The 1,521-nt window shown below is 75.1% G+C and carries 3 protein-coding genes; all 3 read right to left on the minus strand.

Annotated features, from left to right (window positions below; translation table 11 throughout):
- Positions 1 to 161: 161 nt before the first annotated feature.
- Positions 162 to 371 carry a hypothetical protein gene (locus HMPREF0731_RS11890; RefSeq protein WP_007004382.1) on the minus strand — a complete coding sequence of 70 codons (210 nt, stop codon included), beginning with the start codon at positions 369 to 371 and terminating at the stop codon, positions 162 to 164.
- A 9-nt stretch (positions 372 to 380) separates the two neighbouring features.
- Positions 381 to 617, minus strand: a complete 237-nt coding sequence (locus tag HMPREF0731_RS11895; RefSeq protein WP_040613066.1) for a hypothetical protein — start codon at positions 615 to 617, stop codon at positions 381 to 383.
- 151 nt (positions 618 to 768) lie between these two features.
- Positions 769 to 1,521 (minus strand): 23S rRNA (guanosine(2251)-2'-O)-methyltransferase RlmB (gene rlmB, locus HMPREF0731_RS11900; RefSeq protein WP_007004384.1); only part of this gene is annotated, 753 nt, incomplete at its 5' end.

Here is a 1,521-nt window from a genome sequence, read left to right on the forward strand (position 1 = left end):
CCTGACCGGGCTGGGGGTGGAGGTGCTGGATGAGCCGCCCGAGGCGCTCGGCCGCCGCATCCAGGCGGATGCCGGGCGCTGGGCGGCGGTGATCCGCCGCGGCGACCTGCGCCCCGACTGAGGCGCGACGCCGCCGCGGCGGGGGCGGCGGGGCGCCGGGCTCAGCCCTGCGCCAGCTCGCCCAGCATGCGGCGCGCCTCGGCATCGCCGGCGATGGCGACGATCGAGCCGGTGCCCTCGCCGGGGAGGAATTCCTCCAGCGGGCGCAGCGCGAGCGACAGGGCGTGGCGCTGGGCCCAGGCGCGGATCTCGCCCTCGCGGTTGGCGGGCAGGATGATCAGGCCGGTCGGGGTGGGGGCGGTGTGGGTCATGGCCGGGCCTCAGGCGCGGGCGACGGCGCCATAGGCGTCGTTGCTGGTGGCGCGGATGACATGGGCGAAGAGGCGCAGCGCGTCCGGGCCGCCCTGGTCGATCAGGGCGCCGTCCTCCATCTCGCGCGCCAGCAGCTCGGCATGGCCGGCCAGGGTTTCGGCGGCGCGGCGCAGCGCCTCGCGGGAGAAGGCCAGCTGCTGCTGCTCGGAGAAATCATGCCAAGAGGCGGAACGGCTCGGGGACATGGGGGAAGTCCGGATGAGGCCGTCTTGGCTCGGTGGCGCCCCGCTCGGGGTCGTCATGGCGGCATCATGCCGGGGCCGGGTTAACCCCCGCTGAATCCAGCGGGGGCGCGTGGCGTTTTTTCGCCCTCCGGCGGTTTTTTCCGCCTCCCCCTCAGCCGCCGCGCGACAGCTCGTAGAGCGCGATGGCGGCGGCCACCGAGACGTTCAGGCTTTCCATCTCCGGGCGGATCGGCAGCTTCACCAGCTCGTCGCAGGTCTCGCGCTGCAGCCGGCGCAGGCCGCTGTCCTCGGCGCCCAGCACCAGCGCGGCGGGGCGGTCGGTGGGCTTGGCCGCGGCCAGCTCGGTCTTCGCCGTGCCGTCCAGCCCCATCACCCAGTAGCCGGCCTTCTGCAGCACGGTGATGGTGCGGGCCAGGTTGACCTCGCGCACCACCGGCACCGTGTCCAGCGCGCCCACGGCGGCGCGCGCCATGGCGCCGGTCTCGGGCGGCGCGTTGCGGTCCTGCATCACCACGGCGGCGGCGCCGAAGGCGGCGGCCGAGCGCAGGATGGCGCCGACATTGCGCGGATCGGTCACCTGATCGAGCAGCAGCACCGTGCCGCGGCTCTTCTCCAGCGCGTCCTCCAGCGCCACCGGCGGCAGCGGCTCGACCAGCAGGGCGGCGCCCTGGTGTACCGCGTCCTCGGTCAGGAAGGTCTGGAAGCGGGCGCGTTCCACCCGCTCGGCCTGCAGCTTCCAGGGGCGGGGCAGTTTTTCCGCGAGTGCCGCCTCGGCCTCGGCGGTCAGCAGCAGGCGCTTGAGGCGCCGGCGCGGATTGGCCAGCGCGGCGGCCACCGTGTGCAGCCCGTAGAGCCAGAGCGTGTTGGGCGGCGTCGCCTCGCGCGGGGCGCGGCCGGCGTCCTG

The sequence above is a fragment of the Pseudoroseomonas cervicalis ATCC 49957 genome, assembly GCF_000164635.1.
In the GTDB taxonomy this organism is placed as follows: Bacteria; Pseudomonadota; Alphaproteobacteria; order Acetobacterales; family Acetobacteraceae; genus Pseudoroseomonas; species Pseudoroseomonas cervicalis.